General features: G+C 56.2%; 36 protein-coding genes. 25 read left to right on the forward strand and 11 right to left on the reverse strand.

The features are described 5' to 3' along the window. Nucleotides 1–37 precede the first annotated feature (37 nt). Together ACZ1G7_RS15495 and ACZ1G7_RS15500 are read right to left on the reverse strand one after the other, a co-directional pair. Nucleotides 38–1,213: a mandelate racemase/muconate lactonizing enzyme family protein gene (locus ACZ1G7_RS15495; RefSeq protein ID WP_472660284.1), complete on the reverse strand. Its 1,176-nt coding sequence runs from the start codon at nucleotides 1,211–1,213 to the stop codon at nucleotides 38–40. A 10-nt stretch (nucleotides 1,214–1,223) separates the two neighbouring features. Continuing rightward, nucleotides 1,224–2,132: a dihydrodipicolinate synthase family protein gene (locus tag ACZ1G7_RS15500; RefSeq protein WP_472660285.1), complete on the reverse strand. Its 909-nt coding sequence runs from the start codon at nucleotides 2,130–2,132 to the stop codon at nucleotides 1,224–1,226. Nucleotides 2,133–2,242: 110 nt separating this feature from the next. Between ACZ1G7_RS15500 and ACZ1G7_RS15505 the strand changes: the two genes are divergently transcribed. The 5 genes from ACZ1G7_RS15505 (at nucleotide 2,243) to ACZ1G7_RS15525 (ending at nucleotide 5,805) form a co-directional block, all read left to right on the forward strand. Further along, complete coding sequence (locus ACZ1G7_RS15505) at nucleotides 2,243–3,202, forward strand: 2-dehydro-3-deoxygalactonokinase (RefSeq protein WP_472660286.1); 960 nt, start codon at nucleotides 2,243–2,245, stop codon at nucleotides 3,200–3,202. Nucleotides 3,203–3,699: 497 nt separating this feature from the next. After that, a complete protein-coding gene (gene rpsJ / locus ACZ1G7_RS15510; protein WP_472660287.1) occupies nucleotides 3,700–4,011 on the forward strand; it encodes a 30S ribosomal protein S10 in 312 nt (103 codons plus the stop codon). Nucleotides 4,012–4,026: 15 nt separating this feature from the next. Further along, nucleotides 4,027–4,902, forward strand: coding sequence for a 50S ribosomal protein L3 (gene rplC, locus ACZ1G7_RS15515; RefSeq protein WP_472660288.1), 876 nt, complete (start codon nucleotides 4,027–4,029; stop codon nucleotides 4,900–4,902). Beyond that, a complete protein-coding gene (gene rplD, locus ACZ1G7_RS15520) occupies nucleotides 4,892–5,512 on the forward strand; it encodes a 50S ribosomal protein L4 (protein WP_472660289.1) in 621 nt (206 codons plus the stop codon). The genes rplC and rplD overlap by 11 nt, the downstream gene beginning before the upstream one ends. Further along, nucleotides 5,509–5,805, forward strand: coding sequence for a 50S ribosomal protein L23 (locus tag ACZ1G7_RS15525; RefSeq protein WP_472660290.1), 297 nt, complete (start codon nucleotides 5,509–5,511; stop codon nucleotides 5,803–5,805). Before rplD ends, ACZ1G7_RS15525 begins: the two co-directional genes overlap by 4 nt. 208 nt (nucleotides 5,806–6,013) lie before the next feature. Here the strand turns inward: ACZ1G7_RS15525 and ACZ1G7_RS15530 are convergent, their stop codons facing one another. Further along, the gene (locus ACZ1G7_RS15530; protein ID WP_472660291.1) at nucleotides 6,014–6,205 is read right to left on the reverse strand and encodes a hypothetical protein; all 192 of its coding nucleotides are present in this window, start codon (nucleotides 6,203–6,205) and stop codon (nucleotides 6,014–6,016) included. Nucleotides 6,206–6,802: 597 nt separating this feature from the next. Between ACZ1G7_RS15530 and ACZ1G7_RS15535 the strand changes: the two genes are divergently transcribed. From ACZ1G7_RS15535 to ACZ1G7_RS15570, 8 genes are all read left to right on the forward strand, one after another. Further along, nucleotides 6,803–7,162 (forward strand): potassium channel family protein, encoded by a 360-nt coding sequence (locus tag ACZ1G7_RS15535; RefSeq protein WP_472660292.1) that lies wholly within the window; start codon nucleotides 6,803–6,805, stop codon nucleotides 7,160–7,162. Between the two features lie 349 nt (nucleotides 7,163–7,511). Then, on the forward strand, nucleotides 7,512–8,354 hold the full coding sequence (gene rplB, locus ACZ1G7_RS15540; RefSeq protein WP_472660293.1) for a 50S ribosomal protein L2: 843 nt from the start codon (nucleotides 7,512–7,514) through the stop codon (nucleotides 8,352–8,354). A gap of 3 nt (nucleotides 8,355–8,357) precedes the next feature. Continuing rightward, nucleotides 8,358–8,636: a 30S ribosomal protein S19 gene (gene rpsS / locus ACZ1G7_RS15545; RefSeq protein WP_472660294.1), complete on the forward strand. Its 279-nt coding sequence runs from the start codon at nucleotides 8,358–8,360 to the stop codon at nucleotides 8,634–8,636. 3 nt (nucleotides 8,637–8,639) lie between these two features. Continuing rightward, nucleotides 8,640–9,020 (forward strand): 50S ribosomal protein L22, encoded by a 381-nt coding sequence (gene rplV / locus ACZ1G7_RS15550; RefSeq protein WP_472660295.1) that lies wholly within the window; start codon nucleotides 8,640–8,642, stop codon nucleotides 9,018–9,020. Further along, a complete protein-coding gene (gene rpsC / locus ACZ1G7_RS15555; protein ID WP_472660296.1) occupies nucleotides 9,020–9,727 on the forward strand; it encodes a 30S ribosomal protein S3 in 708 nt (235 codons plus the stop codon). The genes rplV and rpsC overlap by 1 nt, the downstream gene beginning before the upstream one ends. Nucleotides 9,728–9,740: 13 nt before the next feature. Beyond that, nucleotides 9,741–10,154, forward strand: a complete 414-nt coding sequence (gene rplP / locus ACZ1G7_RS15560; protein WP_472660297.1) for a 50S ribosomal protein L16 — start codon at nucleotides 9,741–9,743, stop codon at nucleotides 10,152–10,154. Between the two features lie 145 nt (nucleotides 10,155–10,299). Then, nucleotides 10,300–10,698 carry a hypothetical protein gene (locus ACZ1G7_RS15565; RefSeq protein ID WP_472660298.1) on the forward strand — a complete coding sequence of 133 codons (399 nt, stop codon included), beginning with the start codon at nucleotides 10,300–10,302 and terminating at the stop codon, nucleotides 10,696–10,698. Between the two features lie 229 nt (nucleotides 10,699–10,927). Then, entirely contained in the window at nucleotides 10,928–11,245 is a 318-nt protein-coding gene (locus ACZ1G7_RS15570) for a hypothetical protein (protein ID WP_472660299.1), read from the forward strand. 405 nt (nucleotides 11,246–11,650) lie between these two features. Here ACZ1G7_RS15570 and ACZ1G7_RS15575 read toward each other — a convergent pair whose 3' ends face one another. Next, on the reverse strand, nucleotides 11,651–12,361 hold the full coding sequence (locus ACZ1G7_RS15575) for a lysozyme family protein (RefSeq protein WP_472660300.1): 711 nt from the start codon (nucleotides 12,359–12,361) through the stop codon (nucleotides 11,651–11,653). Between the two features lie 67 nt (nucleotides 12,362–12,428). Beyond that, nucleotides 12,429–13,037 carry a TIGR02466 family protein gene (locus ACZ1G7_RS15580; protein ID WP_472660301.1) on the reverse strand — a complete coding sequence of 203 codons (609 nt, stop codon included), beginning with the start codon at nucleotides 13,035–13,037 and terminating at the stop codon, nucleotides 12,429–12,431. Between the two features lie 479 nt (nucleotides 13,038–13,516). Here ACZ1G7_RS15580 and ACZ1G7_RS15585 point away from each other — a divergent pair, with 479 nt between their 5' ends. Further along, nucleotides 13,517–14,131, forward strand: coding sequence for a pyridoxamine 5'-phosphate oxidase family protein (locus ACZ1G7_RS15585; protein WP_472660302.1), 615 nt, complete (start codon nucleotides 13,517–13,519; stop codon nucleotides 14,129–14,131). A gap of 55 nt (nucleotides 14,132–14,186) precedes the next feature. Here the strand turns inward: ACZ1G7_RS15585 and ACZ1G7_RS15590 are convergent, their stop codons facing one another. Together ACZ1G7_RS15590 and ACZ1G7_RS15595 are read right to left on the reverse strand one after the other, a co-directional pair. Beyond that, complete coding sequence (locus ACZ1G7_RS15590; protein ID WP_472660303.1) at nucleotides 14,187–14,486, reverse strand: DUF2085 domain-containing protein; 300 nt, start codon at nucleotides 14,484–14,486, stop codon at nucleotides 14,187–14,189. A gap of 10 nt (nucleotides 14,487–14,496) precedes the next feature. Continuing rightward, nucleotides 14,497–14,928 carry a hypothetical protein gene (locus ACZ1G7_RS15595; RefSeq protein WP_472660304.1) on the reverse strand — a complete coding sequence of 144 codons (432 nt, stop codon included), beginning with the start codon at nucleotides 14,926–14,928 and terminating at the stop codon, nucleotides 14,497–14,499. 190 nt (nucleotides 14,929–15,118) lie between these two features. On the opposite strand from ACZ1G7_RS15595, the gene rpmC reads away from it, so the two are divergent. The 11 genes from rpmC (at nucleotide 15,119) to rpmD (ending at nucleotide 19,365) form a co-directional block, all read left to right on the forward strand. After that, entirely contained in the window at nucleotides 15,119–15,328 is a 210-nt protein-coding gene (gene rpmC / locus ACZ1G7_RS15600; RefSeq protein WP_472660305.1) for a 50S ribosomal protein L29, read from the forward strand. After that, complete coding sequence (rpsQ, locus tag ACZ1G7_RS15605) at nucleotides 15,328–15,561, forward strand: 30S ribosomal protein S17 (RefSeq protein ID WP_472660306.1); 234 nt, start codon at nucleotides 15,328–15,330, stop codon at nucleotides 15,559–15,561. The genes rpmC and rpsQ overlap by 1 nt, the downstream gene beginning before the upstream one ends. 60 nt (nucleotides 15,562–15,621) lie before the next feature. Further along, a complete protein-coding gene (gene rplN, locus ACZ1G7_RS15610) occupies nucleotides 15,622–15,990 on the forward strand; it encodes a 50S ribosomal protein L14 (RefSeq protein WP_116133200.1) in 369 nt (122 codons plus the stop codon). 2 nt (nucleotides 15,991–15,992) lie between these two features. Then, nucleotides 15,993–16,298, forward strand: a complete 306-nt coding sequence (gene rplX / locus ACZ1G7_RS15615; protein ID WP_472660307.1) for a 50S ribosomal protein L24 — start codon at nucleotides 15,993–15,995, stop codon at nucleotides 16,296–16,298. Beyond that, a complete protein-coding gene (rplE, locus tag ACZ1G7_RS15620) occupies nucleotides 16,298–16,861 on the forward strand; it encodes a 50S ribosomal protein L5 (RefSeq protein ID WP_472660308.1) in 564 nt (187 codons plus the stop codon). Before rplX ends, rplE begins: the two co-directional genes overlap by 1 nt. A 22-nt stretch (nucleotides 16,862–16,883) precedes the next feature. After that, nucleotides 16,884–17,189: a 30S ribosomal protein S14 gene (gene rpsN / locus ACZ1G7_RS15625; RefSeq protein WP_472660309.1), complete on the forward strand. Its 306-nt coding sequence runs from the start codon at nucleotides 16,884–16,886 to the stop codon at nucleotides 17,187–17,189. A gap of 12 nt (nucleotides 17,190–17,201) precedes the next feature. After that, the gene (gene rpsH / locus ACZ1G7_RS15630) at nucleotides 17,202–17,594 is read left to right on the forward strand and encodes a 30S ribosomal protein S8 (protein ID WP_472660310.1); all 393 of its coding nucleotides are present in this window, start codon (nucleotides 17,202–17,204) and stop codon (nucleotides 17,592–17,594) included. Between the two features lie 10 nt (nucleotides 17,595–17,604). Further along, nucleotides 17,605–18,138 (forward strand): 50S ribosomal protein L6, encoded by a 534-nt coding sequence (gene rplF / locus ACZ1G7_RS15635; RefSeq protein ID WP_472660311.1) that lies wholly within the window; start codon nucleotides 17,605–17,607, stop codon nucleotides 18,136–18,138. Further along, nucleotides 18,138–18,497 (forward strand): 50S ribosomal protein L18, encoded by a 360-nt coding sequence (rplR, locus tag ACZ1G7_RS15640; RefSeq protein WP_472660312.1) that lies wholly within the window; start codon nucleotides 18,138–18,140, stop codon nucleotides 18,495–18,497. Before rplF ends, rplR begins: the two co-directional genes overlap by 1 nt. A gap of 103 nt (nucleotides 18,498–18,600) precedes the next feature. After that, on the forward strand, nucleotides 18,601–19,173 hold the full coding sequence (rpsE, locus tag ACZ1G7_RS15645) for a 30S ribosomal protein S5 (RefSeq protein WP_472660313.1): 573 nt from the start codon (nucleotides 18,601–18,603) through the stop codon (nucleotides 19,171–19,173). Nucleotides 19,174–19,176: 3 nt separating this feature from the next. After that, nucleotides 19,177–19,365, forward strand: a complete 189-nt coding sequence (rpmD, locus tag ACZ1G7_RS15650) for a 50S ribosomal protein L30 (protein WP_472660314.1) — start codon at nucleotides 19,177–19,179, stop codon at nucleotides 19,363–19,365. 83 nt (nucleotides 19,366–19,448) lie between these two features. Here the strand turns inward: rpmD and ACZ1G7_RS15655 are convergent, their stop codons facing one another. From ACZ1G7_RS15655 to ACZ1G7_RS15670, 4 genes are read right to left on the reverse strand one after another with little or no spacing between them, the layout of a single operon-like run. Then, entirely contained in the window at nucleotides 19,449–20,930 is a 1,482-nt protein-coding gene (locus tag ACZ1G7_RS15655; RefSeq protein WP_472660315.1) for an AMP-binding protein, read from the reverse strand. Continuing rightward, the gene (locus ACZ1G7_RS15660; protein ID WP_472660316.1) at nucleotides 20,927–22,195 is read right to left on the reverse strand and encodes a malonyl-CoA decarboxylase; all 1,269 of its coding nucleotides are present in this window, start codon (nucleotides 22,193–22,195) and stop codon (nucleotides 20,927–20,929) included. The genes ACZ1G7_RS15655 and ACZ1G7_RS15660 overlap by 4 nt, the downstream gene beginning before the upstream one ends. Before the next feature lie 37 nt (nucleotides 22,196–22,232). Further along, on the reverse strand, nucleotides 22,233–22,895 hold the full coding sequence (locus ACZ1G7_RS15665; protein ID WP_472660317.1) for a GntR family transcriptional regulator: 663 nt from the start codon (nucleotides 22,893–22,895) through the stop codon (nucleotides 22,233–22,235). Between the two features lie 14 nt (nucleotides 22,896–22,909). Beyond that, nucleotides 22,910–23,296, reverse strand: coding sequence for a YciI family protein (locus ACZ1G7_RS15670; RefSeq protein WP_472660318.1), 387 nt, complete (start codon nucleotides 23,294–23,296; stop codon nucleotides 22,910–22,912). Nucleotides 23,297–23,314 lie beyond the last annotated feature (18 nt).

A 23,314-nucleotide genomic window follows, 5' to 3' on the forward strand; every position in this document is an offset into this window, starting at 1 on the left:
ATGTTTTACCGCCCCAATTTTCGTGAGGCGCAGTTTGTTAGCAGCGGATGGGCTTCAAGAGTTCCATCGCTGCCGGCGTCAGCTCCACCCCCAAACCGGGACCGCTTGGCAGGGTGTAAGCCCCCGCTTTGCAATCCATGTCGCTGCGTAAAAGCACGCGGTTCGGCTCGAAGATGGAATGTTGGAATTCATGGAATGTCGTGGCTTTGAGAGCCGCGCTGGCGCACAGGCTGGCAGCCAGAAAAATACCTGTTCCGATGGTAGCGTGGGGGATCAGGTCAATGCCACGGTCCTGCGCAATGGCACCGATCCGCATGAAATTGGTGATCCCTTTGTGCCCCATTTCTGGCTGTACAATCGCGATATCGCATTGATCGACCCGGTGAAGCATATCGAAATGGGTGCGCCATTCCTCCCCCACTGCGATTGGGCTTGGGCTGGCTTTGCATACGGTTGATAGGCCCGCGATGTCTTCGGTGCGAACAGGTGCCTCGGCAAACCAAAGATCATGCGGTGCCATCGCAGCGATCAGGTCAAGGGCCTCTTGCGCTGTTTGGTTCCAATGCATGTCCGCCGAGATCAGGGCATCAGGCCCAAGGGCGTCGCGCAACGATTGCAATTCGGACGCAGGGCCATCATCGGCCACCGGAGCCGCGAACTTGAAGGCAGTGAACCCGCGGTCCTGCCATTGGCGCGCCAAGGCCGAACGCTTTGGTTGTGTCTCTTCGGGCAGGCCGGAAATATAGGCGGGAATGGTCGTGTGCTGCGCGCCGCCAAGCAGCTGGGTCACGGAAACACCCGCCTGTTTGCCGGCAATATCCCATAACGCAATATCGATGGCAGCTAGCGCATCCACATAAAACCCGCCGCCATACCCACGCACCCGCATCAAGTCGTAAAGGTCGTCATAGATCGCAGACGGATCGCTTGGATCACGCCCAATCGTAAAGTCCGCCAACAGGTCGCTGATGATTGCACCGACCGCACCGGGAGCCACAAGGCCGTAGGTTTCACCCCAACCGATCACGCCATTCGCTGTCTCAATGCGCACAACGATGGAGCGATCAAAAATCGGGTAGACCGTCTTATTGCCTTTCCGGACGAGGTAGCCTTTTTCGTTCGGCTCCTCCCCTGGGCGGGGCGCGCCCAGATACGGCGTGTCTCTTGGGATCGTGAGCGTGAACGCTTCAACGGATTTGACGACGTCAGTCATGCACAGGCACCTATGCCGTTTGCGCCGGGATAATGCCCAGCTCGACCAAATTGGCGTCAATGTCAGCGGTGGCCAGCGCGTCCAACTCTGCTGTAGGGGCGCGGACGATTGCGTTTTTTAGAACACCGCGGCGCATCATTGTATGCTTGGTCAGGCGCATCCGGTACACGGCCTGCAGCGTCAAAAGCGGCAAGGTCTTTATGTAGATGTCGCGCGCGCCTTGGCGATCGCCGTTGCGCCAGGCCTTGTCGAGAGCGACGTGTTCGCCTGCAATTTCCAGCGCAGGCATCGCCGCACAGGCGCCACGCTCGTACTCATCCAGAATGTAGCGCGCACCGCCACCCCCGATCATGCCCAGTAAATGGGCGGGTTTTCTGCCTAGAATAAAGCTGATCGCGGGGCCGGCCGGGAGCGTCTCTTCCTTCACGTAGGCGATTTGGGGAAAGACCTCAGCGAGTTCCAATATCGTGGCGGGAGACAAGTCCGATCCGCGTGGCGCGGGCGCATTTTGCAAGATGATGCGCATGTCAGGTAGGCCGTCGACAACTTCTGTGAAGAATGCGGTGACGTCTTCGATCTTTGATCCGATGGCGATGGGGGGCTGTATCATCAGCCATTCCACCCCCAAATCACGCGCTGCCTGTCCATATACAACGACTTTTGACGGCGTCTCGGCACTGGCTCCAGCGACTACGGGCGCCTTACCTTTTGCACCTTCGACAACGACCTGAAGCAAGGCTTGGCGCTCTGCCGCGGAAAGGTGCTCTACCTCGCTTGCGAAGCCGGGAAAGACGACGCCGCCGACATCAGCGTCACAGGCGTAGCGCACAACGCCTGGCATAGCACCGAGATCAATATCCCCGTCATCGGTGAATGGGGTGGGCAAAACAGGAAGGATACCAGTCAAAGCGTTAGACATTTATTATGGTCCATATTATAAGACTAAAAATCATAATTTGACACTACCTGGAAAATACCCATAACGCAAGACCAGATCAAATGGCGCAAAATGCAAGATGGGACCCTGACATGAACCAGCACCAGACTCAGATGGACAAAATCATTATCGTTGATTGGGGCACCACATCCCTGCGGGCCACGCTTGCAGACATGTCGGGGCGCATCATTGCAGAGATGGAAAATGAAAAGGGCATTCAGTTCATCAAGGACAAAGCCTTCGAGCCTGAACTGGTCGCCGCAATTGACCCATGGCTCAAGGAACACGGTCCCCTTTCAGTCGTAGCCCTTGGGATGATCACCAGCAAAAACGGCTGGGTTGAAGTGCCCTACGTGGCTTGCCCCGCGACCCCAAACGACTTGGCCAAAGGGGTCATGCATCGAAAACTTTCAAATGGATCGAGCTTGTATTTTCTCTCGGGCATCACCGACAAAACACGCGCACCGTTCCCAGATGTGATGAGAGGGGAAGAGACTCAAATCCTCGGGTTTGGTTTGACCGATGCCTCAACCGTCGTCTTGCCCGGAACCCACAGCAAATGGTCCACAGTTAGCGCAGGCCGCATCCAAGGGTTTCAAACCTTTGTCACGGGCGAGATCTTTGCATTGATGTCTCAGTACTCGTTCATCGCCAAGGCTGCCGGCGTCGAAACTAGGGCTGAAAATGCCGATGCTTTCGAACGCGGCGCCAAGGTCGCGCGCGATTGTGTGGGGACAGATACGTCATTCCTGACGCAACTCTTCTCAGTGCGGACCGGGATGTTGGCGGGCCAGCTCGCAGCGGGTGACATGATAAGTTATCTGTCTGGCCTTTTGATTGGGAACGAATTTCGCCAAGCCAAGGACGGCGGATTGTTTAAAGCAGGCGACACGATTGGCATCGTTGGCAATGACGGCCTGAACGCGCGATATCACCGTGTTGCAGACATATTCGACCTGACCGTGCGCGACGGAGGCGAGCAAGCAGCCGTTGCAGGGGCCCTTGAAGTTTATAGAGAGCTGAATGCAAATGTTGCATTGGCACGGGCCTAGCTGCTGTTTTGATCGCGTAGAAAGGGCCGTTTACGCCCGGAAAACAGACTATAGCTGCGCCACAGAAAATCGGTAGTTTTAGCTCTAAGTAGTCATTCATCGCCCTCGCCCGAAATCAAGCGGCTTTGCCGCGCCGGGCCAACGGTCATCCGTCCCGACAGGTTGCAGCTCTATTTAATCTTAGCGCTTTGCGGGCATCGGAAGGTGTGTTTGGCCAGCATAAAGTACACCGATCACATGGCGCAGCAGCCACCCACGGACGACCACTTTTGGTGAGGCGTTCGCCAACCCGTGGTCTGGCGATGCCCGGCTGCGGGGGAGGAGGGTTTTCACATTATAGGGTGTTGCACTGTTCCCCGACTCCCCCTATACGCACGTCACGGAACAGGGGTACGCATGCGTGCCCCTCTTTATGTTCCGCCATAAGACGCGATGAGGGCCTGTGATGAGCATGGGTCGTCCAATCCGTTAAGACCTCACTCATGAGGGAAAATGTCATGGCAGCAAGCCAAAACATTCGCATCCGCCTGAAGGCGTTTGACTACCGGGTTCTGGATGCATCTACCCAAGAGATCGTTAACACCGCAAAGCGCACTGGCGCTGACGTGCGCGGCCCGATCCCGCTTCCAAACAAGATCGAGAAATTCACCGTTCTGCGGGGTCCACACGTGGACAAGAAGTCTCGTGACCAGTTCGAAATCCGCACGCATAAGCGTCTGCTGGATATCGTCGATCCAACACCGCAGACTGTGGACGCGCTGATGAAGCTCGACCTTGCTGCCGGCGTTGACGTCGAAATCAAAGTTTAAGGAGGGCACCCCGATATGTTGCGCTCCGGTGTAATTGCGAAGAAGGTCGGCATGACCCGCCTCTTCATGGAAGACGGCAAGCAGATCCCTGTGACCGTTCTTCAACTCGACAAGCTGGAAGTTGTCGCTCAGCGCACTGCTGACAAAGACGGCTACACAGCTGTTCAGCTTGGTGCTGGCACAGCAAAAGCGAAACGCACATCCAAAGCGATGCGCGGTCACTTTGCAGCCGCCAAGGTTGAGCCAAAGCGTAAGGTTGCTGAATTCCGCGTAGCGGAAGAGAACCTGATCCCCGTCGGCGAAGAAATCATCGCGGCCCATTACTTTGAGGGCCAGTTCGTTGATGTTGCGGGCACCTCGATCGGTAAAGGTTTTGCCGGTGCGATGAAGCGCCACAACTTTGGCGGTCTTCGCGCGACGCACGGTGTGTCAATCTCCCACCGTTCGCACGGCTCGACTGGTCAGTGTCAGGACCCGGGCAAGGTGTTCAAAGGCAAGAAAATGGCTGGTCACATGGGCGCTGCCCGTGTCACCACGCAGAACCTGCAGGTTGTCAAAACCGACATCGACCGTGGTCTGATCATGATCAAAGGCGCGGTACCCGGTTCCAAAGGTGGCTGGGTCACAATCAAGGACGCGGTGAAAAAGCCATTGTCCGAGAACGTGATCTTCCCGGCCGCTCTGGCCTCCGCTGCGAAAGAAGCCAAGCGTTTGGCTGATGAAGCTGCCGCCGAAGCCGAAGCCGAAGCAAAAGCAGCCGAAGAAGCCGCAGCAGCAGAAGCCGCAGCCGCTGAAGAAGCCGCATTGAAAGAAGCTGAAGCGTCCATCGAAGCGGATCAAGCCGCTGAAGCCGATGCTGCCCCAGAAGGAGACAAGTCAGATGAAAGCTGATGCAATCAAACTTGATGGCAAAAAAGCTGGCTCGGTAGAGCTGTCTGACGCCATCTTCGGTCTGGAGCCACGTGCGGACATCCTGCACCGTGTGGTCCGTTGGCAGCGCAACAATGCGCAGGCTGGCACCCACAAGGTGAAGACCCGTTCCGAGGTGAACTATTCCACCAAGAAGATCTATCGCCAGAAAGGCACCGGCGGCGCACGGCACGGCGCGCGTTCTGCTCCGATCTTCCGCGGTGGTGGTGTCTACAAAGGCCCAACACCTCGCAGCCACGGCCACGATCTGCCCAAGAAGGTCCGCAAGCTGGGCCTGATGCATGCGCTCTCCGCCAAGGCGAACGCAGGCGAGCTGGTGATCCTGGACAATATCGACGGCAAGGACCTGAAAACCAAAGCACTGGCCGCACAGGTCAAGGAGCTGGGTTGGAAGCGCGCCCTGATCATCGACGGCGCTGAGGTGAACCAAGACTTCGCTCAAGCCGCTCGCAACATTGCTGGTCTGGACATCCTGCCAACAATGGGCGCGAACGTGTTCGACATCCTGAAACGCGACACTTTGGTCATCACCAAAGCCGGTCTGGAAGCATTGGAGGCTCGCCTGTCATGAGCACTAAAGCTGAAATGTACGACGTGATCCGCAAACCGATCATCACCGAGAAAGCCACCATGGCCTCGGAGGCCAATGCGGTTGTGTTCGAAGTGGCGATTGAGGCCAACAAGCCAATGATCAAAGAAGCGGTCGAAAACCTCTTCGGCGTCAAGGTGAAGGCGGTCAACACGACGATCACCAAAGGCAAAGCCAAACGCTTCCGCGGCCAACTCGGCAAGCGCAAGGACGTCAAAAAGGCGTATGTGACCTTGGAAGAAGGTAACACGATCGACGTATCAACCGGTCTGTGATCCGGCTGCGGATGATCCGCGACCAGAAAAAATATTGGCCCCGGTCTGGATAGCAGGCCGGGGCTTTTTTTGAGTGACAGCAAAAAAACCCGGCTCTTAGTGAGCCGGGTGTAAGTCGTGTATACAGAGGGATGGTTTGTTTTGGCAGAACTCTGGCCGCGCACAGAAAACGTGCTTTGGGGAGGGCTGCTGGGGTGGAGGGAAAGTCTTAAGCAGCCATTTCTAATTCATAGAGGCGAGTAAACAGGCGGTCGAGGTTTGGACGACAAACCTGAAACTGCTCCTCATCTGCCACTAGGGATGCTTGGCGGCGTTCAGCGAGCTGAGGGAGTTGGCTGACACTATGCAGCGCCTGAATACGTGAATTGCGAGCCTTGTTTTGAAGTCTGTCATTTTCCATTTTGTATACCTCCGGCGTTGCGGGCTGCGGTGATGTTGTATGGACACTATAAGGCGAAATGTTCCCGTTGTCGGTGCGCGTAAGGATAATGCAGCACGACTGAGTACAGGCGACCTAACCTAAAGTATATTTGTGCCACGTCGCTTTGAATGAGTTGATGTGACTTCAGGCGGCTTTGAGCAAAGCGGTACGCGAATACTGGTTTGGTAGTTACTCGAGGGCACTTGTTTGTTCGAGTGTGAAATCAAAAACGTCTTTTGCTTAGCTCCTTAGCCCGGAATCAAGCCGAAGGCGCCGGGCATCGACAGACCGGCCCCACGGGTTGGCGATTTGGTTAATCTTGGTGCGTCGCAGATATGGAAGATGTGCTTGGCAGACATAAAGCTCTGTAGAACTGTCCTCAGATCGCCATCCATCGGTCCGGCGGAAGGCTACTTTTATTCGATGTCAGAGTTTTGTATTATCTGAGAACAAACAGGCTTTCTCAATTTTCGTTTCATGTATCAAACTATCTCAAAGTTCTATTCGTCCATATTGCTCGCTACGACTTCACTGTTGGTATTCGCTTGTTTGCTCACAGATGGTCTGTTGGTTATAATGCCATTTGCAATCGGTGCATTCGCATTGTCTGCAATGATCTCAGTATTGCGTTATGAGCGACGAAAAGACACCTCTCTGAAATTTTTTGCACTATTTGCTACTATTGCTGTCTTGCTTGTGATCGTGATCGGGTTTTCAGACTTCTATTCGAGATGTGGTGCGGTCTCGAATAATTCACATCCATTCGATTTCATCTATCTTTCGGTTGCTACGCTAACGACGCTGGGATATGGCGATATAGTTCCTGTCACAATCCTGTGCCGTATCGGAGCATCCATAGAAGCCCTAATCGGGTTTCTTTATGTTCCACTACTTGCGGCAGAATTCTATCGAATCTTTACTATCGACGAGGCGTGATGGCGTCCGAATTAAGTCGCTGTTCGATAGTTTTTCTGCGATGTATTCGGTACGTGCCAATTCTAGTATCCTCATCAACTCACGTGTTTCATAGTCTTCGCGGGCTTGATCTCTTTTGGCGACAATCCAGGCTAAGAGCCTAACAGAAATCGCGTCCGGATTTGCTCTTGTGTCAAACTTCGACCCTTGACCGCAAACACCCTCCAACCTAAACACCCTCATCAGCACAGCCCCAGATTCGTCTGGGGCTTTGTTGTTGTTCGCAAGAACGAAAGCTGGGGACCTCAGGGGCCCTATACATACATAGGCGAGAATGCGTTCTCGCCACTGACAACGGAAGACAGAAAGCATGGCACTCAAGTCGTATAAGCCGACGACGCCAGGCCAACGTGGGTTGGTTCTGATCGACCGTTCGGAACTTTGGAAAGGCCGCCCGGTCAAAGCTCTCACTGAGGGTTTGACCAAGAATGGCGGACGGAACAATACCGGGCGGATCACGATGCGTCGCAAAGGTGGGGGCGCGAAACGCCTTTACCGTATCGTAGATTTCAAGCGCAACAAGATGGACGTGAAAGCGACCGTTGAGCGGATTGAATATGACCCGAACCGGACAGCCTTCATTGCGCTGGTGAAATATGAAGATGGTGAGCAGGCCTATATCCTCGCTCCGCAGCGACTGGGCGTTGGCGACACGATCATCTCGACAGCTAAAGCAGACGTAAAGCCGGGCAACGCGATGCCGTTCTCCGGCCTGCCCATCGGGACAATCATCCACAACATCGAACTCAAGCCCGGCAAGGGCGGTCAGATCGCACGTGCCGCTGGTACTTACGCGCAGTTCGTTGGTCGTGACGGTGGTTACGCGCAAATCCGTCTGTCCTCGGGCGAGCTGCGCTTGGTCCGTCAGGAATGCATGTGCACCGTCGGTGCCGTGTCGAACCCAGACAATAGCAACCAGAACTTCGGTAAAGCGGGTCGCAACCGTCACAAGGGCATCCGCCCGTCTGTGCGTGGTGTTGTGATGAACCCGATCGATCACCCGCATGGTGGTGGTGAAGGCCGGACATCTGGTGGTCGTCACCCGGTTACCCCATGGGGCAAGCCAACCAAGGGTGCCAAGACACGTAACAAGAAAAAGGCGTCGTCGAACCTGATCCTGCGGTCGCGTCATGCCAAGAAGAAGGGGCGTTAGAATATGTCTCGTTCAGTATGGAAAGGCCCTTTTGTCGACGCTTACGTGTTGAAAAAGGCCGAGGCGTCCAAAGAATCTGGCCGCAACGAAGTCATCAAAATCTGGTCGCGCCGCTCGACGATCCTGCCCCAATTCGTGGGCCTGACGTTTGGCGTCTATAACGGCCGCAAGCACATCCCCGTCAACATCTCGGAAGAGATGATTGGTCAGAAGTTTGGCGAATATGCGCCAACCCGGACCTATTACGGGCATGCCGCTGACAAAAAAGCGAAGAGGAAATAAGCCATGGGTAAGGATAAGAACCCCCGCCGCGTGGCAGATAACGAGGCTATGGCGAAACTGCGCATGGTCCGCACCTCCCCGCAAAAGCTGAACCTTGTTGCTCAGCTCATTCGTGGCAAGAAGGTCGACCGCGCTTTGGCCGATCTGACATTCTCGAAAAAGCGTATCTCGGATGACGTGAAGAAATGCCTTCAGTCCGCGATTGCCAATGCCGAGAACAACCACAACCTGGACGTGGATGAGCTGATCGTGGCGGAAGCCTATGTCGGCAAGAACCTGACCATGAAACGCGGTCGCCCGCGGGCCCGTGGCCGGTTCGGCAAAATCGTCAAGCCGTTCGCAGAGCTGACAATCAAAGTGCGCCAAGTTGAGGAGCAAGCATAATGGGTAACAAAGTTAATCCCATCGGAATGCGTCTGCAGGTCAACCGCACCTGGGACAGCCGTTGGTACGCAAACTCCGCTGATTTCGGTGATCTTCTTCTCGAAGACGTCCGCATGCGCGAGTTCATCAACAAAGAATGCAAGCAAGCCGGCATCAGCCGTGTGATCATCGAGCGTCCGCACAAAAAGTGCCGCGTCACGATCCACACAGCGCGCCCGGGCGTCATCATCGGCAAAAAAGGCGCCGATATTGAAACCCTGCGCAAAAAGCTGGCCGCGTTCACCGACAGCGAACTGCACCTCAACATCGTTGAAGTGCGCAAGCCTGAGCTGGACGCTGCATTGGTCGGCGAAAGCATCGCACAGCAGCTGGAGCGTCGTGTCTCCTTCCGTCGTGCGATGAAACGTGCCGTGCAAAACGCAATGCGGATGGGTGCCCTGGGCATCCGTGTGAACCTGGCGGGCCGTCTTGGCGGCGCCGAGATCGCACGGACCGAATGGTACCGCGAAGGCCGCGTGCCATTGCACACTTTGCGTGCCGATATCGATTACGCACATGTCGAGGCGATGACCGCCTACGGGATCATCGGGATCAAAACCTTTATCTTCAAAGGCGAGATCATGGAGCATGATCCACAGGCACGTGACCGTAAGCAACAAGAACTCCAAGACGGCCCAGCACCTCGCGGTGCAGGCGGCCGCCGCTAAGGGGGACACTTAAATGCTACAGCCAAAACGGACGAAATTCCGCAAAATGCACAAGGGCCGGATCAAGGGTCTGGCGAAGGGCGGGTCTGACCTGAACTTCGGCACCTATGGTCTGAAAGCCACCGAGCCTGAGCGCATCACCGCGCGCCAGATCGAGGCCGCCCGTCGTGCCATGACACGCCACATGAAACGCCAAGGCCGCGTGTGGATCCGGATTTTCCCGGACCTGCCCGTCACCTCCAAGCCCATCGAAGTTCGGATGGGTAAAGGTAAAGGCTCCGTGGATTTCTGGGCCTGCAAAGTCAAACCCGGCCGCATGATGTTCGAGATCGATGGTGTCAACGACGCCGTCGCCCGCGAAGCCCTGCGTCTGGCCGCGATGAAGCTGCCGATTAAGACCCGTGTTGTCGTAAGAGAAGACTGGTAGTCTTCTCTTACCGTGCGCGGCAGGTTCTTTTTCGTAGAAAAATGACCGAGAGCGGCACCCGCTCGGAAACTGGGCACTAATCACCCAGTAGAAATTATGACCCCCTCCGTGATAAATGGTGGGGGTCTTTTTTTTGGAGAGGCTGATGCGAAAGATCACTAGAAAACAGGCCGACGTTGCTCTTGCAAAAGCATTCGAGAGAGTTGTTTTCCCTGTACTTACGGCGATGGACTTCCAACGAACTCCGTTTCGCGACCAATGGTATGGTATGGATCATCAACAAGGATGTTATTTTCCATGCTACTGTTTGGAAGAGTCAAAAAGGATTTTGCTCATTAATTTTATGTCCGGGGTTGGTCGCATGAGCTGGCAAGTCGATTATTGTGAGTTCGAACTTGACCGAGAGCTAGACGAACTCTCGAGCCTGGCCGACAAAGAAGCGCTATATTTAGTTAGAGGCTACTACCGCGCAGATGTACCAGTTTTTGGAAAAGAAGTTGGAAATATGGATGGATTTTCGGGTCACCGACCAGACCAAGTCTGACTGACCCAAAAACCATTGAAGAATTAGATGAACAAGCAAAAAAGGTGGCGGAAACGTGGAAGGGGCTACTGCAGAACGGATGGGACCGTGAGAGGGCTAAATGGAAAAAGTGGTATTACACAGGTAAAGTGGTTTCAGTGGATGAATGGCCCGATTTGGGATCGAAACACATCGCTCGACTAAAGGATGAGAAGGCTCAATACCTCGAACTAGCAAGAGAGTGGCGAACTTGATCAAAAACACCTACTGCCACGCCAAAGGTCCCACTGAAAACAACCTTGCCGAATTTGCAGAAGTCACACTTTACATCGAACAAAAGCAAGCGGGCGAAGAAACGACATTTGAAGACGTCTCCGAGACCCCTGGTGTCGTACTCGAATGGATGAACGGGCTTAGACAAGGTGCATTGCGCGCTTTGAATGAATTCAGCGATCTGCCACATAATATCTCTGTCATCCAGATCAGATTTTTGGAGGTGGATGCCTCACCGTCAGCATTCGAGGCGGCAGGGTATGGATGTGTGAAGACGGCGCTGACCCCGCAGTAAACAGACTGCTTTTGTGTTTTCGCGGCGTGGCGCGCGGATGTCAAAGCTCGAAACGGTCGTTCCGTCCATCACCCATGCCTCCATGGCTGAGAACCCTTCTGTCAGCCGGCGTTGTTCTGTTCGGTCGCGGACCTTCCACCCCGGCAGCCAACGAACGTCATGATCGAGCGAGACGTAAGGGACATCCAGCTTAAGTGCGATCTTTTTTGAAAGCGTCGATTTTCCGCCAGCAGAGAAGCGAATCACAAGGATACGGTGGGCGCTGATGAGGATTTGGTATCCCTCTCGGGCAGAGATGTAGTTTGGCATGAAACCGGCTCATGTGCGGTAAGGAGGCTTTTAACTTAGCCCGGCTCGACCCATCTCACCAATGCCGGATATCTGCCGTGAGACGGCTGTGCGGTTCTAGAAAATCCGCTCCATCCCCGCTTCAAACCGCGCAAAGCTCATCGTGGCTTTGTTTCCTGCGTAGCCTTGATAGTAGGATTTCCCATTCGGCAAGGGCAGCCCGGCCCAGATGCGGGCGAGGTTTTTCATAAACGCGCGGCGGGGCAGGGTGCCTGCGCGAAATTCCGCGATCCCCGCTTCTTGCAGCAGCAGATAGGCCAATTCGTCTTGCACTTTGGCGGTAAACCGCACCTCGGGGCCGTAATCCTTGATCGTCACAAGCCGCCCCAAAGTCGCAGGAATGAATTGGTAGCGCCCAATGGCATGCGGCTGGCCTGGCGTGCCTTTGATCCACTTGAAAATCTCGCCCAAGGTCATTGCCGTCGGTTTGTCCTTCGGTCTGATGCGCGCGCCGTGCTGCACCGCGTCATACCCGGCGGCGCCGGCCTCCGCCAAGGCGATCAAGTCCAGTAAGTCTGCTGCGCCCGCGCTAAGCTTGGCATATGGGCGGGCCCGATGCGGCGGCACCCGGTCGGGCCAGGGTGCGAAGATGCCGCGCGCGGCCTGGCCAACAAACAGGCTCGCCGTTTGTGCCCTAGGCGCAGCTACGCCGACCTCATTTTCTGAAAATAAGGGGCGTGGCGCGTTGCCGCTAGAGAAAAGCGAGCCATTTTGCGCCACGCCCAAACTGGGCCACAAAAAACAGAACAATAGTAGTAATCGCGCCATTCTGGCCCCGCACTCATTACGTCACGGGGGCCTTATGGCAGGCAAGGTTTGAGAAACCGTGTGGAATTTAGCTCCAATTGTAATTGAACGAGATGGAGACGCGGTCGTCCTCGCTCATATTCATCGGCACCTCATGGCGCAGCCAGCTTTCCCACAGCAGCACATCGCCTACCTCCGGGGCCACATAGTGGAACTGCCGCATCTCCTCGCGCGCGTGCGGCAGTCGGGCAGGGGCGGCCATCATCATCTGTGACCGGGGGTCCTCGAACTTGATGGCTGTGCCTTCAGAGGGGACGGTCACATAGGTGGTGCCCGAGATCACGGAATGCGGGTGGATATGGCTGGTATGAATGCCGCCCTCGGGCAGGATGTTGATCCAGATGTCTTCCAGTTTCAGCTCCCGCCCATCCAGGTTGAACTGCGCGTCCTCGGCGAATTTGGCCACATGCGCATCAAGCGCCGCGACCAAATCCTTAAAGATCGGAAACCGCCACGGCAGGTCAGTCAGCGAGGCGTAGGAGGTGTAGCCCGGAAACCCCTCCCGTTCACACCACTCCTGACCCGCCTCGTCATCCTCTGCGATGGAAAAACAGGATGCCTCCAGCTCCACAGGGTCGATGCCCTGTAATTTGTCGCGGTAAAGCCGGGTCACGAAGAGGGAGATGAAGTTTGACATAGCCCGGAAATAGCGTTCTTGCGCGCAAAGGGCCAGCAAGCATCAAAGGTTTGCCCCGCTGATTCGGCAAGTTTCAAGGTTTTACCAACAGTGCAACGCTCGATTTCTTGCCTGTGGGCAAAAGTGACTCAAATTTGATTCAATATCGATTGTATTGTTTTTCTTAATTTTATCAGAAGTTTACTAAAGAGGGAGAAGTGTTAGTGGCCCCGCTAGCAGTCTGGGGCCACCAAACTTATCAACTCAAACCTACCGGAAAAATAAGGCGGAGAAAGTTGCAGCTTTCTCCGCCGCCCAAGTTGACGTTCGCAAATTCGCGACTCTTGGTTAACAGAATACTAAGACGCTGTAGAAACGGACATTCTGGGCAAGAAATCGCCTTCGACCTTTTGTCATGCAGAAGACATCTGCGTTTTTGGGCAATTGCCATATCTGGGCGCAGTTGGTCTAGTATCCGTCCAACAAGCGGAGCGCGACCGATGGAAAACTATGCAGACCTGATGTTTCATGACGCCGTGGCCGAGCTTCAAAAGGAAGACTGCAGCTTCGCCAAATACCAAAAGCTGTATCCGCACCGGCGCCAAGACGCGTTCAGCCCGGCTGATATCGACTTTATCCAGTCGCGTGAAAGCATCTATATGGCCAGTGCCGATCCAGAGGGATGGCCCTATTTGCAGCATCGGGGCGGTCCGCGTGGGTTTTTGAAAGTGGTGGGGGACAACCGGATCATCTGCGCCGACTACGCGGGCAACCGGCAGTTCATCTCTATGGGCAACCTCGCGCGCGACGACCGCGTCTCGATCTTCGCGATGGACTACGAGAACCAGCGCCGTTTGAAGATGCAAGCCCGCGCCCGGCTGCGCAAAGCGGCAGATGTCGAGCCGGAGCTGCTGGACCTGCTGGCCGAGGGCGGCCCGGAGGCCGAACGCGTCTTGGAGATCGAGGTGGTGGCGATGGACTGGAACTGCCCCAAATATATCCCGCGCATGTATTCAGAGGCGGCGTTGAGAGAGGTCATAGGACCAAGGATCGCGGCCTTGGAGGCGGAGAATGAGAGGTTGAAGGCGCAGCTTGCCGAAACCGGCTTGGCGTAAGTATGACGCGAAGTCTGCCTCACAATTGCTCTAAGAAGTGTCTGGGTACATCGCATTACAGAAACAATATCGACAGGCCGATCCCGGTCATCATCCCATACAGGATGCGGTTTTTGTTCGTGGTTCCGCCCTTAGTGAAATGTGACCGGTAGCCGTCGAACAGGCCGAAGCAAATCAGCAAGAGCGCGAATGAGACGGCGAACCCATTGACTGAAATGGCTCCAAACGCGCTGATCAGAGCAGAGCAAAAGATAACGCTCGCCGAAATGCTGGTACATCGCCAACATAGGGGCCAACGGTAGCCGAACACCATTGGTGCGGTGTGCGCGCGTCCGTTGCAAATCGGCAAACGCATGTGTGGTCCCCTATTTGCCTGCCAGTGTTCCCGATGAATTATAAGCTCGTCTAAGGCCGTCAAACACAGTCTTTGGGTTCGTCGTCGCATATTGTTTAAATGCCGGAGAGACTTGCAGTACGACGTTTTCCAGAACGTAGACGATTGCGATGCGTTCGCTCTCCGGGGTTTTGAACTGGGACTTGTCGAACATTTTCAAGTTTCGGGTGTATTGGTGCGAAGCCATAGCGCTCCCCCATGTCCGAAGCACGGCCTCGGATTTGGAGTAGGTCAGCTCGTCTTTGAAATCGGGAAATTCTTCGGCAAACAACCGAAGGAACGCGTCAGGTCGCTGGGCCGCAAACTTCTTTCTGTCATCTTCTTCTTTGCTCGCGGAAGCTGACCCAGATGCCGCCGCTACGATGCAACATATGACCGCTACTATGATAATGAGTAACCACATAAAAAGATGTCCCCCTCGGCCTTATAGAACAGACACCAACACCGATTTTTCGTCAAGCGAGGGCGAAGGCCAAGTAAACACTTGCCAAGCAAAAGCGGGCCGCCTATACGCACCACTTCTACACCCATTCCACTGGAATCAGGGTCACGCGCTTATGCGGCCCTCCAGTGTTTGACACAAAGGAAATGGCATGAACGCCAGCGAACTTCGCGAGAAGAGCGCCGACCAGTTGAATGAAGAACTGGCCAGCCTCAAAAAAGAAGCTTTTAACCTGCGTTTCCAAGCGGCCACTGGGCAGCTGGAAAACACTGCTCGTATGCGCTCCGTCAAACGTGACGCGGCACGGGTCAAAACTATTCTGAACGAAAAGGCGAAAGCCGCAGCTGGGGAGGCCTCCTAATGCCTAAGCGTATTCTGTCCGGCACGGTCACAAGCAACCAAAACGCACAAACTGTTACGGTTTCCGTTGAGCGTCGCTTCACGCACCCCGTTCTGAAGAAAACCATTCGTAAGTCCAAGAAATACCGGGCGCACGATGAGAACAACGCATTCAATGTGGGCGACAAGGTTCGCATCCAGGAATGTGCTCCAAAGTCGAAAACCAAACGTTGGGAAGTCCTCGTCGAGGCGTAACCCCAATACCACGAAACCGTGGGGCGCTAAGGGGCGTCCCCAAAGGTCGGGAGACATCACATGATCCAGATGCAGACCAATCTTGATGTTGCTGACAACAGCGGCGCACGCCGTGTTCAGTGCATTAAGGTTCTGGGTGGCTCCAAGCGTAAATACGCATCCGTCGGCGACATTATTGTCGTGTCGGTAAAGGAAGCCATCCCACGCGGCCGCGTGAAAAAAGGCGACGTCCGCAAGGCCGTTGTTGTACGCACCGCCAAAGAGGTCCGTCGCGAAGACGGCACCGCAATTCGTTTTGACCGCAACGCCGCTGTTATCCTGAATAACTCGGGCGAGCCGATTGGCACTCGTATCTTCGGGCCAGTTGTTCGCGAGCTGCGCGCAAAGAACTTCATGAAAATCATCTCGCTCGCTCCGGAGGTGCTGTAATCATGGCCGCTAAACTGAAATCCGGTGACGACGTCATCGTGCTGACAGGCAAGGACAAGGGCAAGACGGGCAAAATCACGTCCATCAACCCGAAATCCGGCAAAGCCGTTGTGGACGGGATCAACATCGCGATCCGCCACGTCAAGCAAAGCCAGAACGAGCAAGGCGGCCGCCAGCCAGTTGCCATGCCGATCCAGCTGTCCAACCTGTCGTTGGTCGATGCCAAAGGCAAGCCAACCCGCGTGGGCTTCAAAATGGATGGCGACAAGAAAGTGCGCTACGCCAAGACAACAGGGGACGTGATCTGATGCTAGACGAAGCAAATTACACACCCCGCCTGAAGAGCGTCTACAAAGACACGATCCGTGCCGCGATGAAGGAAGAGTTTTCCTACAAAAACGACATGCAGATCCCGCGTCTGGACAAGATCGTTCTGAACATCGGTGCCGGCAAGGCCGCTGTCAAAGACAGCAAGAAGCCACAAGGTGCTGCTGACGACCTGACCGCAATCTCCGGCCAAAAGGCCCTGGTGACACGCGCCAAGAAATCCATCGCTGGCTTCCGGGTCCGCGAAGAGATGCCACTTGGTGCCAAGGTCACTTTGCGCGGTGACAAGATGTACGAATTCCTCGATCGTCTGATCACGATTGCTTTGCCCCGCGTTCGCGACTTCCGCGGCGTCTCCGGCAAAAGCTTTGACGGCCGTGGCAACTACGCCATGGGCCTGAAAGAGCATATCGTGTTCCCCGAGATTGACTTCGACAAGATCGACGAGGCCTGGGGCCTGGACATCGTAATCTGCACCACCGCACCCACCGACGCTGAAGCGAAAAGCCTGTTGAAAGCCTTCAACATGCCGTTCAGCAACTAAGCGCCGGGATAGGAGAAAAGACATGGCTAAAAAAGCAATGATCGAACGCGAAAAGAAGCGGGAGCGCCTGGTGAAGAAATACGCCGCCAAGCGTGCCTCCCTGCTGGCAATCGCAAATGACCGCGAAAAACCAATGGAAGAGCGTTTCAAGGCGCGTCTGAAACTGGCTGAGTTGCCACGCAACTCGTCCGCTGTCCGTCTACACAACCGCTGCCAGCTGACCGGCCGTCCGCACGCTTACTACCGTAAGCTGAAGATTTCCCGGATCGCGCTGCGGGACCTTGGCTCTTCGGGCCAGATCCCCGGCATGGTTAAGTCGAGCTGGTAAGGAGGTATATCAATGAACGATCCTATCGCAGATATGCTCACCCGCATCCGCAACTCGCAACTGCGTGGCAAAGCCACCGTTGAAACGCCAGCTTCCAAGCTGCGCGCCTGGGTTTTGGACGTGTTGGCCGATGAAGGCTACATCCGTGGCTACGAGAAAACCACGGGCAAAGACGGTCACCCGGCTTTGAACATCGAGCTGAAATATTACGAAGGCACACCCGTTATTCGCGAAGTGAAGCGGGTCTCCAAGCCCGGTCGCCGCGTTTACGTGGGGTCCAAAGACATCCCAACCGTCCGTCAGGGCCTGGGTGTGTCGATTGTCAGCACGCCAAAAGGTGTGATGTCTGATGCAAATGCACGCGCCCAGAATATCGGCGGCGAAGTGCTCTGCACCGTCTTCTAAGGAGAGCATAATGTCTCGTATTGGTAAAAGACCGATCGACCTGCCCTCCGGCGTGGAGGCTTCGGTCTCCGGCCAGACGGTTTCGGTCAAAGGCCCGAAAGGTCAGCGTACCTTCACGGCCACTGACGATGTCACCATCACTGTGGACGGCGCTGTCGTTTCTGTTGAGCCGCGCGGCAAATCCAAGCGCGCGCGCCAGCAATGGGGCATGAGCCGCACCCGCGTGGCCAATCTGGTCGTCGGCGTCACCGACGGTTTCAAGAAAGAGCTTGAAATCAACGGCGTTGGCTACCGTGCCGCGATGGAAGGCAAAAACCTGAAGCTGAACCTCGGCCTCAGCCACGATGTTGTCTACGAAGTGCCCGAAGGCGTGACCGTTGCTGCTCCGAAGCAGACCGAGATCGTGATCGAAGGCATCGACGAGCAGCAGGTTGGTCAGGTTGCCGCTGAAATCCGTGCTTGGCGCAAGCCAGAGCCCTACAAGGGCAAAGGCATCAAGTACAAAGATGAGTACATCTTCCGCAAAGAAGGGAAGAAAAAGTAATGGCTAACTCCAAACGTGATCTGTTCATCAAACGCCGCCTGCGCGTTCGGAACAAACTGCGCAAGGTCAATGCTGGCCGTATGCGTCTTTCGGTACACCGTTCAAGCAAGAACATCAGCGTTCAGCTGATCGACGATGCGAACGGCAACACCGTGGCCTCCGCGTCCACCCTTGAAAAAGGTCTGGGTCTGGTTGGCAAAAACAACGTCGACGCGGCCGCGAAAGTGGGCGCCGAGATTGCGGCCCGCGCCAAGAAAGCTGGCGTGACCGAGGCGTATTTTGACCGTGGTGGCTTCTTGTTCCACGGCAAGGTCAAAGCCCTGGCCGAAGCAGCCCGCGAAGGCGGTCTGAAACTCTAAAGCGTAGGGTGGGCATGCGTGCCCACCTTCGATGACCGGGGGGCGTTCGCTCACTGCGGTTGATAATTTCGGGCCTATGCCCACGACATAAAGGACTGCCAACATGGCAAGAGAACCAGGACGGGGCCGCCGCGATCGCGACGAAACACCCGAATTTCAGGATCGTTTGGTTGCAATCAACCGCGTTTCCAAAACAGTTAAAGGCGGTAAGCGCTTTGGCTTCGCAGCCCTCGTCGTCGTAGGCGACCAAAAGGGCCGCGTCGGTTTCGGCAAAGGTAAAGCGAAAGAGGTCCCAGAGGCCATCCGCAAAGCCACCGAGCAAGCCAAGCGCCAAATGGTCCGCGTCCCGCTGCGCGAAGGCCGCACGCTGCACCACGACACCAATGGCCGTCACGGCGCTGGTAAAGTCGTTATGCGCACAGCGCCGCAAGGTACTGGTATCATCGCCGGTGGTCCAATGCGCGCCGTGTTCGAGATGCTGGGTGTGCAAGACGTTGTTGCCAAATCCATCGGCTCGCAAAACCCTTACAACATGATCCGTGCCACGCTGGACGGTCTGACCCGCGAAGCGTCGCCTCGCATGGTTGCTCAGCGTCGCGGCAAAAAAGTTGCGGATATCCTGCGCACGGGCGACGAAGCCCCGGCAGCAGACGCAACCGAAAACGCGGAGGCCTAAATCATGGCTAAAACGATTGTCGTCAAACAAGTCGGCTCCCCGATCCGTCGCCCCGCCAAACAGCGCGCGACCCTGATCGGTCTGGGCCTGAACAAGATGAACCGCACCCGTGAGCTGGAAGATACACCTTCCATCCGCGGCATGGTCGAGAGCATCTCGCACATGGTCGAAATCATCGAGGAAAAAGGCTAAGCGCCTTTCAGTCCGCATCGACGCGGAGCCTTGCAAATCACGTCAAAACGCCTCGCAGAAATGCGGGGCGTTTTGCATTTGGGTCACCCGTGATCGGCGCGCAGAACGTTCTTTTGCACCTTGCCCATCGTGTTGCGCGGCAATGCATCGACAATGATATAGCGCCGTGGGTGTTTGAACCGGGCCAGATGCGGGGTTACCTGATCTGCAACCTGCTCGTCGGTCATCCCGCTGTCTTCCAGCACAACCGCGGCCAAAACGCTTTCGCCGAAATCGGGATGCGGCACCCCAAACACCGCGCTTTCCAGCACGCCGTCGACGTCGTTGATCACGTCTTCAATCTCCTTGGGGTAGATGTTGTAGCCACCCGAAATAATCAGGTCCTTCTCGCGACCGACAATCGACACGCGACCATCCGCAGATTTGACACCCAGATCGCCGGTGATGAAAAACCCTGTCTTGCGCAGCTCTTCGGCGGTCTTTTCGGGCATGTTCCAATAGCCTTGGAACACGTTGTCGCCGCGCACTTCGATTACGCCAATCTCACCATCTGCGACGGGGGTCCCATCATTGGTAATGATGACTTCGGTGCCCGGCAGCGCGAAGCCGACAGTGCCCGCGACACGCTCCCCATCGAAGGGGTTTGAGGTGATCATGTTCGTTTCCGTCATGCCGTAGCGTTCCAGAATACGGTGGCCGGTGCGCTCTTCAAACGCGGTATGCGTCTCCGCCAAAAGCGGCGCAGACCCCGACACGAACAGGCGCATATTCGCGACCAGCGGTTTCGTCAGTCGTTCATCAGCCAACAGCCGCGTGTAGAATGTCGGCACGCCCATCAGCATCGTGCTTGACGGTATTTCCGCAAGGATCGTCTCTGCGTCAAACCCCGCCATGAACCGTACCTGCGATCCCGCCAGAAGGACGGTGTTCATCGCCACAAAAAGTCCATGCGTGTGGAAAATCGGCAGGGCATGGATCAACCGGTCTTGATTGGTGATCTGCCAAAGCGCCGTCAGGCTTTGCGCATTTGACAGTAGGTTCTTATGGCTGAGCATCGCACCCTTGGAACGGCCCGTCGTGCCCGACGTATACAGCAACGCCGCAAGATCATCGGCACCGCGCGGGACGGTCTGAAACACCTCAGACATTTTGTCGGCGGCTTGCGATAGCGTGCCCGATTTGTCGGTGGCCAGCGTCAGGATCGGCGTGCTGGAAATCTGCGCGATATCGCCTGCATCGGCGGCGTCACAGACAATCAGCACGGGTGCGGCGTCCTCGATGAAATAAGACAGCTCGCTTTGGGTATAGGCAGTGTTGAGCGGCAAATAGATCGCGCCCGCCTGCACGCTGGCCGCATAAAGCGGGATGATATCTTGCGTTTTGGGGGCCTGCACTACGATCCGATCACCGGGGACAACCCCGGCATCCACCAGGACATTCGCCAGCTGGGCCGCGCGTGCGATCAGACCGGCATAGCTGAGCTGCGTGCCATCATCGAATTCAAGAAAGCAGGTTTCATTTTCGGCATGCGGCGCAAAAAGCGCGTCATACAAGACGTTGGTCACAGATTTTCCTCGGGTGGATGCGCCGTCAGAGCGGCCTTTGAAAGGGTGCGCGCAGGTTTGTCGGCGGCAATAATCGCGTGGAAGGCGAACTCTTCGTGGTTCTTCTCGGTCACGTTCAGATCATAGAGGTAGTTCACCATCGCCCCGCTGGATTGCGCCATCCCGTTGGCAGACATATCCGCATCGGCGTGAATGTCATGCACCTTCGCGCCGTTTGTCAGATGAAAGCGCGCGACCGGGTCGAAGGGCATGCCATCGGCGCGTTTCGCCAACAGCAGATACCGCGCCGCCATGGCGCGCAGGTCCTTGGGGTCTGCCCGCCCGTCAAGAATGCGGGTCGCGATAGGGCCAAACTCCGGGTCGTCGCGCTTTTGATCAAGCCATTTGTTCAACCCCGGGATCGGCGACAGCGTCACAAAGCTTTCGATCTTGGGGAAGGTCAAGGACAGCTCCGCCACCACCTGTTTGATCAAAAGGTTGCCAAAGCTAATGCCCGTCAGGCCCTTTTGGCAGTTCGAGATTGAATAAAAAGCAGCAACCGTTGCGTGCTCCGCCTCCAGCGGCGCGCGATCCTCCGACAACAGGTCAGTAACGGATCCCGGAATTGTTTTCGTCAGGGCAACCTCGACAAAAATCAGCGGCTCATCGGGCATGGAGGGATGAAAGAACGCAAAGCAGCGCCGGTCCGGCGGGTACAGCCTGCGCCGCAAATCATCCAGATCGCTGATTTCGTGAACGGCCTCATAGGCCACGATTTTGTCCAGGATGCGCGCGGGCGTGTCCCAATCAATCGCCTGAAGCACCAGAAACCCGCGGTTAAACCAACTGCGCAACAAATGCACAAAATCGTGGTCCGTGCGCGCCAGATCGGGGTGGTCTTTGAGCCGTTTCAACAAATCAACGCGCATCGCCACGATGTCCGCCGTGGCCCCCATCGGCTGGTTCAGACGGCGCAAAAGCTCTTGCCGTTTGGGCTCCGACGCCGCTGACAGCTCGGCGAATGTCTTGGGGTCAGGGGTCTTTGCGTAGGCCTGTGCCAGGTCGGACAAGGCCACCGGATCAAGATCGAACGCGTCGTTGAGAAACACAAAGAACGCCGTTTTCTCATCATCCGACAAGGCGCGGTAGCGGCGCAGCACGCTTGTCGCCAACTTCTGGCCCGAGACATCGCCTTCCGCCGACATAAGCGCGCGGCAAAGCTGGTAGATGTCACGCTTGTCATCATATTGGCCAACCATGCCGCTGCGTTCCAGCAGAGTCGTCAAGATATCGCCAAGAAACCGGTTGCGTTGCATCGCTGGTCTAAAGCCCCGTCAGCTGTTTGGCCAAATAGTCGCCCGTCAATCGATAATGGCTGAGCAACGCGGTCGCGGCCGTGTCCGCGTCCTTGGCAATTGCCGCCTCAAAGATCTGGGAATGTTCCGCCGCAATGTCGCGGCTTTGGTAGTTCGCCTCGCCCTTGGCCAGGTTGCGATATCTGATGTTCAGGTCGTAAAGCTGGTCGCAATAGCGTTCCATCATCGGCGATGCTGCGTTGCTTAGCAGGGTCATGTGAAAAGTCTTATGCGCGGTCTCAAACGCCGGGCCGCCCGCCGCGCGGTTCATGTGGTGATGCGCAAGCACCAGCCGTTCTTCCCAGTCCGGCGACGCGTTTGCGATGGATTGGCGCAGCGCCATATCCTCCAAGGCGCAGCGCAGCTTCAGGATCTCTGCAAAATTCTCCGGGCTGGCGGGGGCTGCGCGAAACCCGCGCTGATCAATGCGTTCCACCAACATGTCCGATGTCAGCAGGCTCAGCGCCTCGCGCACCGGCGAGGCGCCGGTGTCGAGCATGGCGCGCAGCTTCTCGATCTTGATCTTTTGCCCGGCTGGCAATTCCCCGGTCAGGATCATCTCGCGCAGCGCCAGATAGGCCGCGCGGGTCGCCGATGTTTCCTTGCCGCTATTGGGGACGGTCATGTTCATGACGATTCTCTGGGTTAACTGAGCACAGCGGTGTTGGTGGACAGCCCAACCGACAGGGTGAGCGAGCCTTCGTTTATCATCCATCGCTGCAACGTGAAACTGCGCGCGCCCGATTGATGCATTGGGTCGGCCTCTGCCAACTTGCGGGCGGCCTCCAGGCTTTCGGCGCGGTAAATGATCAGGCCCATGCCCTGCATGTGATCACCCGTTTCATCCGACATCGGCCCCGCAAATGCCAAAGCCCCTTTGCGTTCCAAATCCGCCTGATAGGCAAGGTGGTCGGGCAGGGATGCTTTCACATCTTGCGGTTCCTTCGCCGGGGTCGAGATGGCGGCATAAAGCTCCAGCGCCAATGCGCCGCGCGACTTTGCCTCTGTCTTGTAGTCGGCCCATGCAACCATAACGTCCCTCCAAAAATA

Source organism: Litoreibacter sp. JB4-2 (assembly GCF_055693445.1).

Excerpts from the sequence above, each read along its gene's own strand:
- ACZ1G7_RS15595 (WP_472660304.1), bottom strand. The coding sequence starts at position 14,928 with ATGTGGTTACTCATTATCATAGTAGCGGTCATATGTTGCATCGTAGCG.
- rpsE (WP_472660313.1), top strand. The coding sequence starts at position 18,601 with ATGGCAAGAGAACCAGGACGGGGCCGCCGCGATCGCGACGAAACACCC.
- rplB (WP_472660293.1), top strand. The coding sequence starts at position 7,512 with ATGGCACTCAAGTCGTATAAGCCGACGACGCCAGGCCAACGTGGGTTG.
- ACZ1G7_RS15590 (WP_472660303.1), bottom strand. The coding sequence starts at position 14,486 with ATGCGTTTGCCGATTTGCAACGGACGCGCGCACACCGCACCAATGGTG.
- ACZ1G7_RS15585 (WP_472660302.1), top strand. The coding sequence starts at position 13,517 with ATGGAAAACTATGCAGACCTGATGTTTCATGACGCCGTGGCCGAGCTT.
- ACZ1G7_RS15535 (WP_472660292.1), top strand. The coding sequence starts at position 6,803 with ATGCCATTTGCAATCGGTGCATTCGCATTGTCTGCAATGATCTCAGTA.
- ACZ1G7_RS15580 (WP_472660301.1), bottom strand. The coding sequence starts at position 13,037 with ATGTCAAACTTCATCTCCCTCTTCGTGACCCGGCTTTACCGCGACAAA.
- ACZ1G7_RS15525 (WP_472660290.1), top strand. The coding sequence starts at position 5,509 with ATGAGCACTAAAGCTGAAATGTACGACGTGATCCGCAAACCGATCATC.
- rplP (WP_472660297.1), top strand. The coding sequence starts at position 9,741 with ATGCTACAGCCAAAACGGACGAAATTCCGCAAAATGCACAAGGGCCGG.
- rpmD (WP_472660314.1), top strand. The coding sequence starts at position 19,177 with ATGGCTAAAACGATTGTCGTCAAACAAGTCGGCTCCCCGATCCGTCGC.
- ACZ1G7_RS15565 (WP_472660298.1), top strand. The coding sequence starts at position 10,300 with ATGCGAAAGATCACTAGAAAACAGGCCGACGTTGCTCTTGCAAAAGCA.
- rplN (WP_116133200.1), top strand. The coding sequence starts at position 15,622 with ATGATCCAGATGCAGACCAATCTTGATGTTGCTGACAACAGCGGCGCA.
- rpsQ (WP_472660306.1), top strand. The coding sequence starts at position 15,328 with ATGCCTAAGCGTATTCTGTCCGGCACGGTCACAAGCAACCAAAACGCA.
- rplV (WP_472660295.1), top strand. The coding sequence starts at position 8,640 with ATGGGTAAGGATAAGAACCCCCGCCGCGTGGCAGATAACGAGGCTATG.
- ACZ1G7_RS15670 (WP_472660318.1), bottom strand. The coding sequence starts at position 23,296 with ATGGTTGCATGGGCCGACTACAAGACAGAGGCAAAGTCGCGCGGCGCA.
- ACZ1G7_RS15530 (WP_472660291.1), bottom strand. The coding sequence starts at position 6,205 with ATGGAAAATGACAGACTTCAAAACAAGGCTCGCAATTCACGTATTCAG.
- rpsJ (WP_472660287.1), top strand. The coding sequence starts at position 3,700 with ATGGCAGCAAGCCAAAACATTCGCATCCGCCTGAAGGCGTTTGACTAC.
- rplF (WP_472660311.1), top strand. The coding sequence starts at position 17,605 with ATGTCTCGTATTGGTAAAAGACCGATCGACCTGCCCTCCGGCGTGGAG.
- rpsN (WP_472660309.1), top strand. The coding sequence starts at position 16,884 with ATGGCTAAAAAAGCAATGATCGAACGCGAAAAGAAGCGGGAGCGCCTG.
- ACZ1G7_RS15505 (WP_472660286.1), top strand. The coding sequence starts at position 2,243 with ATGAACCAGCACCAGACTCAGATGGACAAAATCATTATCGTTGATTGG.
- rplX (WP_472660307.1), top strand. The coding sequence starts at position 15,993 with ATGGCCGCTAAACTGAAATCCGGTGACGACGTCATCGTGCTGACAGGC.
- ACZ1G7_RS15665 (WP_472660317.1), bottom strand. The coding sequence starts at position 22,895 with ATGAACATGACCGTCCCCAATAGCGGCAAGGAAACATCGGCGACCCGC.
- rplD (WP_472660289.1), top strand. The coding sequence starts at position 4,892 with ATGAAAGCTGATGCAATCAAACTTGATGGCAAAAAAGCTGGCTCGGTA.
- rpsC (WP_472660296.1), top strand. The coding sequence starts at position 9,020 with ATGGGTAACAAAGTTAATCCCATCGGAATGCGTCTGCAGGTCAACCGC.
- rpmC (WP_472660305.1), top strand. The coding sequence starts at position 15,119 with ATGAACGCCAGCGAACTTCGCGAGAAGAGCGCCGACCAGTTGAATGAA.
- ACZ1G7_RS15575 (WP_472660300.1), bottom strand. The coding sequence starts at position 12,361 with ATGGCGCGATTACTACTATTGTTCTGTTTTTTGTGGCCCAGTTTGGGC.
- rplR (WP_472660312.1), top strand. The coding sequence starts at position 18,138 with ATGGCTAACTCCAAACGTGATCTGTTCATCAAACGCCGCCTGCGCGTT.
- rpsH (WP_472660310.1), top strand. The coding sequence starts at position 17,202 with ATGAACGATCCTATCGCAGATATGCTCACCCGCATCCGCAACTCGCAA.
- rplC (WP_472660288.1), top strand. The coding sequence starts at position 4,027 with ATGTTGCGCTCCGGTGTAATTGCGAAGAAGGTCGGCATGACCCGCCTC.
- rplE (WP_472660308.1), top strand. The coding sequence starts at position 16,298 with ATGCTAGACGAAGCAAATTACACACCCCGCCTGAAGAGCGTCTACAAA.
- ACZ1G7_RS15495 (WP_472660284.1), bottom strand. The coding sequence starts at position 1,213 with ATGACTGACGTCGTCAAATCCGTTGAAGCGTTCACGCTCACGATCCCA.
- ACZ1G7_RS15500 (WP_472660285.1), bottom strand. The coding sequence starts at position 2,132 with ATGTCTAACGCTTTGACTGGTATCCTTCCTGTTTTGCCCACCCCATTC.
- rpsS (WP_472660294.1), top strand. The coding sequence starts at position 8,358 with ATGTCTCGTTCAGTATGGAAAGGCCCTTTTGTCGACGCTTACGTGTTG.